The 358-nt window shown below is 66.5% G+C and carries 1 protein-coding gene; it reads right to left on the bottom strand.

What is annotated here, in order from left to right; genetic code table 11:
- Positions 1-358 (bottom strand): ABC transporter ATP-binding protein (locus tag H7I41_RS24485; protein WP_264015217.1); only part of this gene is annotated, 358 nt, incomplete at both ends.

Genomic DNA, 358 nt, shown 5'->3' with positions numbered 1-358 from the left:
GACGCGCTGCTGCTGGCCACCGGACAGATCCTTGGGTTTGCGGTCCATCAGCTTGCCCAGGCCGAGTGACTCGCCGATCTCGTCGGCGCGCTTGTGCGCGTCGGCCCGGCTGAGTTTCTTGGCCCGCAACGGGAAGGCGATGTTCTCGCGCACCGTGAGGTGGGGGTAGAGCGCGTAGTTCTGGAACACCATGGCGATGTCGCGGTCCTTGGGCTCCAGTGCGGTGACGTCGCGGTCACCGATGTGGATGCTGCCGGAGGTGACCTCCTCCAGTCCGGCCAGCATGCGCAGTGACGTGGTCTTACCGCACCCGGACGGGCCGACCAGCACCGTCATGCTGCCGTCGGTCAATTCCAGG

This window comes from [Mycobacterium] manitobense (genome assembly GCF_025821665.1).
Taxonomy (GTDB): Bacteria; Actinomycetota; Actinomycetes; order Mycobacteriales; family Mycobacteriaceae; genus Mycobacterium; species Mycobacterium arseniciresistens.
This window is presented reverse-complemented; position numbering and strand designations above follow the sequence as displayed.